Source organism: Mesorhizobium sp. M2D.F.Ca.ET.226.01.1.1 (genome assembly GCF_004022705.2).
Lineage (GTDB): Bacteria > Pseudomonadota > Alphaproteobacteria > Rhizobiales > Rhizobiaceae > Mesorhizobium.
The window spans coordinates 68,221-74,898 of sequence record NZ_RZOY02000021.1; the positions used below are offsets into that span (position 1 = coordinate 68,221).

The following is a 6,678-nucleotide window of genomic DNA, read 5'->3' on the forward strand; positions in this document are numbered from 1 at the left end:
CTTGGTCTCCAATCCTATTCGGCCGCCTGCGAGCTATTCAGCCGCCTGGGCGAGCGGCTGAACCGCCGGCTCGGCGGTCGGTTCAATGTCTTGCTGCTGAGGGGCGTCGTGGTGTCCCTTGGCTGGTTCCTTTTCGCCGCGCTCACGCAGCTGTTCGATCACCGCGTAGAAGACCGGCACGAAGACCAGCGACAGGACTGTCGCCGCCACCATGCCGCCGAAGACGGTGGTGCCGATCGACTGCCGGCTGGCAGCACCCGCACCGGTCGCGAACATCAGCGGCAGAACACCGAGGATGAAGGCGAAGGCCGTCATCAGGATCGGCCGCAGCCTCAGTCGCGCCGCTTCCATCGCCGCTTCGACGATGGTCAGGCCTTCCTCGCGCCGCCGTCTTGCGAACTCGACGATCAGGATCGCGTTCTTGGCCGCGAGGCCGATCAGCATGACGAAGCCGATCTGCGAGTAGACGTCGATCTGCATGCCGCGCAGCAAAAGCACCACGAAGGCGCCGAACAGGGCGAGCGGCACGGCGAGCAGCACCATGAAGGGCATCGCCCAGCTTTCATACTGCGCCGCCAGGATCAGGAAGACGAAGACGATCGCCAGCCCGAACACGACCGAGGCGATCGATCCGGCCTTGAGCTCCTGGAAGGTGATGCCCGTCCATTCGTAGCCGAAGTCGCGCGGCAGAACGTTCGCCGCCGCCCGCTCCATCGCCGCCACCGCCTGTCCGGACGAGAAGCCGGGAGCGGCGCCGCCATTGATCAGGGCCGAGGCATTGTTGTTGTAATGCGGCACGGTCTCGGGACCGACGATTGGCACAAGCTTGCCCAGCGTGCTCAGCGGTACCATGCCGCCCGACGCGTTGCGCACATAGAGCCGCGAGATGTCGGTGGCGTCGGCGCGCGCGTCCTTGTCCGCCTGGATGGTCACGCGGAAGGTGCGGCCGAACAGGTTGAAGTCATTGACGTAGAGCGAGCCGAGATAGATCTGCAGCGTGTTGAAGACATCGGGCAGGTTGAGGCCGAGAAGCTTCGCCTTGCTGCGATCGAGGTCGTAGTTGAACTGCGGCGTCGAGGTCGAGAAGGACGAGAACATCTGCTGCGGGTTGAGCTCCGGCTGCTTGCGCGCTTCCGCAATCAGCGCCTGCGTCACGTCGTTCAGCGCCGCACTGCCGCGGCCTGAAAGGTCCTCGACCTGGAACTCGAAGCCACCGGTGGTGCCGAGGCCCGGGATCGATGGCGGATCGAAGGACAGCGCGAAGGCCTCTGGAATCTGCAACAGCTTGTTGCGCACCTGGGCAACGAGCTTCGAAGCGTTCTGATCGGGACCGCGCTGGTCCCACGGCTTCAGGATGGCGAATTCCACGGCCGAGTTCGACTGCGCGGCGCTGGTCAGGAAGTTGAGGCCGCTGATCGAGCCGACGATGTCGACGCCGGGCGTGTTCTGCAGGATGTCGCGCGCCTTCTGGGCCACCGCGTCGGTACGCTCCAGGGAAGCGCCGTCCGGCAGCTGGATGACGACGAAGAAATAGCCCTGGTCCTCGACGGGGAGGAAGGTCGAAGGCAATTTCTGCCAGACGAAATAAGTGGCGACGAGGCCGGCCGCGAACAGGCCGAGCATGATCCAGCGCAGCTTGATCAGGATGCGCACGCCATGCGCATAGGCATGCGACAGCCAGTCGAAGCCAGCGTTGAACCAGCGGAACAGCACGAACTGCGTTTCGCCGCGATGGCGCAAGAAGGCAGCGCTCAGCGCCGGGCTCAGCGTCAGCGAGTTGAAGGCGGAGATGCCGACCGAGATCGCCACTGTCAGCGCGAACTGGTTGTAGAGCCGGCCGGAGACGCCGGGGATGAAGGCGACGGGAACGAACACCGCCATCAGCACCGCGGTGGTGGCAATGATCGGCCCGGTCACTTCAGCCATTGCCGCGCGCGTCGCGGCAAGCGGCTTCAGCCCGGCCTCCAGCTGTCGCTCGACATTCTCGACCACGACGATGGCGTCGTCGACGACGAGGCCGATCGCCAGCACCATGCCGAGCAGGGAAAGCATGTTGAGCGAGAAGCCAAGCATATACATGATCGCCAGCGTCGCGATCAGCGACACGGGAATGGCGATGGTCGGAATGATGGTGGTGCGCCAGCTCTGCAGGAAGATGAACACCACCGCCACGACCAGCACCAATGCTTCGCCGAGCGTGATCAGCACGTCATGCATCGAGGCCGACACGAAGCGCGTAGTATCGTAATGCATGGCGTAGCTGACGCCCTTCGGGAAGCGCTGCGACAGCTGCTGCATCTTGTCCTTGACCCGCTGCTGCAGGTCCAGCGCATTGGAGCCGGGCATCTGGTAGACGGCAAGCACCACCGTCGGGTCCTTGCCGAAGAAGGCGGATGACGAATATTGCAGCGCGCCTAGCTCGATGCGGGCGACGTCACGCAGCCTGACCAGCGAGCCGTTCTGCGAGTTCGCGCGCACGACGATGTCGCCGAATTCCTTCGGGTCGCTGAGGCGGCCGACGGCGTTGACCTGCATCTCGAAGGCGGTGCCGGCGGGCGCCGGCGACTGGCCGATCTTGCCGGCCGCGACCTGCACGTTCTGCTCGGCAATGGCGTTCTGGACGTCGACGGCGGTGATGCCGAGATTGGCCAGTTTGTCCGGATCGAGCCACACGCGCATCGAATAGCGGCGCTCGCCGAAGATCTGCACGTCGCCGACGCCGGGCAGGCGCTTGAGCGGATCGACGACCTGCAGATAGGCAAGGTTGCTCAGCGCCACCGGATCGACAGAGCCGTCCGGCGAGGTCAGGTCGACGATCAGCACGAAATTGGGGTTCTGCTTCTTGATCGTCACGCCGCCCTGGTTGACGATTGCGGGTAGGGAGGATGCCGCTTGGGAGACGCGATTCTGCACGTCGACGGCCGCCGTGCTCAGCGGATAGCCAACGTCGAAGGTGATGGTGATGGTCGAGGAGCCGTCATTCGAGCTCGTCGACGACATGTAGGTCATACCCTGCACGCCGTTGATCTGCTGCTCGAGCGGCGTCGTCACCGTATCGGCCACGACCTGCGCGCTGGCGCCCGGATAATGGGCGCTGACCACGACCTGCGGCGGCGTGATGTCGGGAAACTGCGAAACCGGCAAAAGGAAATAAGCGATCGCGCCGGCGAGCACCATGATCATGGCGATCGCCGACGCAAAGATCGGACGGTGGACGAAGAAATTTACCATGATGCGGACGCCTCGCCGAAGGGTTTTGCGAAATGGCGCAGGCGCCGGGCCCGGCCGGAGCCGGAATCCGCCAGGAAATATGGCAGGACTTCATCGTCCGGCGCCTGGTCGCCCGCGCGCTGGCGCAGCATCCGCTCGAAGGCTTTGGGATCGATCCCGTCAGCCTTCATCACCAGCCGGATCATCGGATCCCGGATGGCTTCGTCGATCGTCAGGTCTTTGCGCTTTTGCATAGGAGTGGCTCCTTGCTCGTCCCGCATCGGTTGATCACGGGCCGCTTTTTCTCAAATTCACCGGCCAAAGCCGCATGACAGGCTGTTTTTTTGTCCTATCTCACCCTGGCAGGCCTATCGGTGGCCTTGTCGTTTGACGGAGAGTGATATAGGTGTTACCAGTAAGTAACATCTAAAAGTTACAGACCGGTAACACCCTAGTCAAGAGGTGACCTCGGTTTTTTTGGAAACGACGAAAGGAGAGCATGATGACTGACGGCGTTGCGGAGCGTTCCCGCCCCCGGGACCGGATCCTGGAAACGGCGCAGGACATGTTCCACAAGCACGGCATCAAGGGTGTTGGCGTCGACGCCATCACCGAGGCTGCCGGCACCAACAAGATGACGCTTTACCGTCACTTCGAATCCAAGGACGAGCTGGTCATCGAATGCCTGCGGGCCACGGCGGCGAAGGCTTCGAGGATATGGGACGAGTTCGAGGCCAGGCATCCCGGTGACAAGCTCGCCCAGTTGCATGCCTGGGTCCAGAAGGCTTCGGAATTGCTCAGTGTCGACAGCCGTGGCTGCGACATGGCCAATGCCGCCGTCGAGCTCACCGAGGCCGATCACCCGGCCAGGCGCGTCATCAAGGAGCTGAAGGAAGCACAGCGCGAAAAGCTGGTTGCGCTTTGCCGCGATGCCGGCATCGGCCAGGCCGAGCTTCTCGCCGACACGCTGTCGCTGCTGCTCGAAGGCGCCCGCGTCTCGATGCAGAGCGTCGGCGCCGAAGGCCCGAGCGCGCAATTCGTGCGCATGGCCGAGAGCCTGATCGCCTCGTTCCGGGCGCGCTGATCTCTTCGCCTCGTCGTGATTCTGTTATGCTGTCCCGAAAACGGGCGCTAGACGATGGGTCAGGCAAGTTTTCCGGAGATGTATGAGCGCTGGCTCGTGGGTCCTCTCTTCCGCCCTTGGGCCGAAGTGACCTTCGAAGAGGTCAAGCTCTCTCTAGGCCACCGTGTGTTGGACATCGCCTGCGGCACGGGAATAGTCGCGCGCGTTGCCAGGGAGCGGCTCGGTGCCGCCGGCTATGTCGTCGGCATCGACATCAACGCCGATATGCTTGCCGTCGCGCGCACCGTGGCGCCAGACATCGATTGGCGCGTAGGGAACGCCAGTGCCTTGCTGCTCCGCGACAGCGAAGAGTTCGACGTCGTAGTCTGTCAGCAGGGGCTGCAGTTCTTTCCCGACAAGGCCGCCGCGGCGGCGCAGATGCGGCGCGCGCTGGCGCAGGGCGGCCGGTTGGCGGTTGCCACTTGGCGCTCCGATGAGGAAATCCCCTTCTTTCGAGAACTCCGCCGCGTCGCCGAGCGACTCCTCGGCCCAGTCGTGGACCTGCGTCACAGCTTTGGCAATGCGGCGCTGATCGAGGCGCTGCTCCGGGACGCCGGCTTCCACGACGTTCGATCAAAGACAATATCGCGCGGGATACACTTTGAGGACGGGGCGCCGCTCCTGCGATTGAACACGATGGCGCTGGTCGGCATGAGTGCTGCCGGCAAGGCAATGGCCGATCACGAACGCAAGCGCGTCGTGGAGGATATTGTGAGCGGGAGTGCGCCCGTGCTGCAGTCCTACGCCGATGGATCTGGAGTCGTTTTCGAACTCAGCTCCAATCTGGTGACAGCGAAAGGCTAGAGCAATTCCAGGAAAAGTGTGAGCGGTTTTCCGTCCGGAATTGCGTTAAATCAAAGAGATAGCTCGTAGCTGGTCAGCATCAGATGGACTGGCTTCTCCTCCGCCTTTGGCGCGCAAAGAAAAAGCCCGCTGCCGGGAGGAGGTGGCAGCGGGCTTGATTTCGAATACGGCACGGGAGGAGGTGAACCGCACTCAGCGCCGGTGTCTGGGAGGAGGAAGACATCCGACAGGTTCATAGATACGAGTTGCCCAATGATTCGGCAATTGCGAAACGTGCATAGCTGCTGTGCAGAATTGCCGGATCAATCGTCAGACAAATCCGAGAAACCATCCCGCCGGGACCCGTCATCGGTCTACTGTACCGGCACGTTCTCCTTGAAGATCAGGCGCGGCTCGATGAATTTCTTCGTCAGATAGGGCGCCGACGAGGCGATCGAGCCGAGCAGGCGGATCACCGACTGCTCGGCGATCAGCCGCGCATTCTGGTCGATGACGACATCGGCGAGATCGTCGACGAGATAGCGGCGCGTTTCCTTGGTCAGGTCATGGCAGATGAACACCGGCTTCCTGCGCGGCTTGGCCTCCAGCAGCGCCTTGGCCACGCCGGAACGTCCCGCGCCGACGCAGTAGATGCCGAGCAGGTCCGGTTCGTTGTGCAGCGCCTTGATGGTGGCGCTGTAGCTGGCCTCCGGATCGTCCTGGCTCTCGGCGGCACCGGAGACTGTGAGGTTGGGAAACTCCTCGCTGAGCACCGAGCGAAATCCCATCTCGCGCTCCTCATGGCCGCGATAGGAGCGTGAGCCGATCACCATCGCCAGATGCCCTGTGCGGCCGCCGAGGAAGCGGCCCATCAGCAGCGCCGCGGTGCGGCCCGCCACGCGGTTGTCGATGCCGACATAGGCCGAGCGTGGCGCGGCCGGCACATCCGAGACCAGCGTGACCAGCCTGATTCCGGCCTCGACCAGCTCGCGCAGGATGTTGCGTGTGCGCGGATGGTCGACGGCGATGACGCCGACGCCGTTGGCCTTGAGCGACAGATTCTCCACCGCGCCCTGCAGCGCGCCGGGCGAAATGCCGGCAAGGTTGTGGATGCGGCAGGAGGCGACCAGAGGCAGGCGCGCCGCATAGTCCTCGATGTGATGCGCAAGGTCGGCCATGAAGGCGTTGGAGCCGATCGGCAGGAAGAATTCGAGATGCGCCGGCTTCGACGGCAGTACGACTTGGTCGAGCGTCGGCAGATAGCCGAGCTGCTTGGCCGCCTCCATCACGCGCTGCCGGTTGGCCGCACTCGCGCCGGGACGATTGTTCAGCACCCGGTCGACGGTCGCGGTCGACAGGCCGCAGCTTCTGGCGATATCGGATACGGTGGCTTTCATGGGTCCAGTCATAGGATCTGATACGAGCCCCTGCTAGGTGTGGAGCCTCAACAGGTTGTCCTCGGTTAGAGCGAGGCGACTGATAGGTGTTTTGGACTTTAGGCTCCCGTGGGGACGGTGCCAATTGTATCTGTGCAGCCAGACCGGCAACTCTGCGGCGCGGTG

The 6,678-nt window shown here is 63.4% G+C and carries 5 protein-coding genes and 1 pseudogene; 2 read left to right on the top strand and 4 right to left on the bottom strand.

Going from position 1 to position 6,678, the window contains the following annotated elements:
- Positions 1-33: 33 nt before the first annotated feature.
- Positions 34-3,231: a multidrug efflux RND transporter permease subunit gene (locus EN869_RS31655; RefSeq protein WP_127230505.1), complete on the bottom strand. Its 3,198-nt coding sequence runs from the start codon at positions 3,229-3,231 to the stop codon at positions 34-36.
- Positions 3,225-3,464, bottom strand: coding sequence for a hypothetical protein (locus EN869_RS31660; RefSeq protein WP_127230514.1), 240 nt, complete (start codon positions 3,462-3,464; stop codon positions 3,225-3,227). The genes EN869_RS31655 and EN869_RS31660 overlap by 7 nt, the downstream gene beginning before the upstream one ends.
- 248 nt (positions 3,465-3,712) lie before the next feature.
- Here EN869_RS31660 and EN869_RS31665 point away from each other — a divergent pair, with 248 nt between their 5' ends.
- Together EN869_RS31665 and EN869_RS31670 are read left to right on the top strand one after the other, a co-directional pair.
- Positions 3,713-4,294: a TetR/AcrR family transcriptional regulator gene (locus EN869_RS31665; RefSeq protein ID WP_127230506.1), complete on the top strand. Its 582-nt coding sequence runs from the start codon at positions 3,713-3,715 to the stop codon at positions 4,292-4,294.
- A 54-nt stretch (positions 4,295-4,348) separates the two neighbouring features.
- Entirely contained in the window at positions 4,349-5,137 is a 789-nt protein-coding gene (locus EN869_RS31670; protein WP_127230507.1) for a methyltransferase domain-containing protein, read from the top strand.
- A 353-nt stretch (positions 5,138-5,490) separates the two neighbouring features.
- Here EN869_RS31670 and EN869_RS31675 read toward each other — a convergent pair whose 3' ends face one another.
- Both EN869_RS31675 and EN869_RS31680 read right to left on the bottom strand, forming a co-directional pair.
- Positions 5,491-6,513, bottom strand: coding sequence for a LacI family DNA-binding transcriptional regulator (locus EN869_RS31675; protein WP_127230508.1), 1,023 nt, complete (start codon positions 6,511-6,513; stop codon positions 5,491-5,493).
- A 33-nt stretch (positions 6,514-6,546) separates the two neighbouring features.
- Positions 6,547-6,678, bottom strand: a pseudogene (locus tag EN869_RS31680) (IS481 family transposase); the annotation flags it as partial.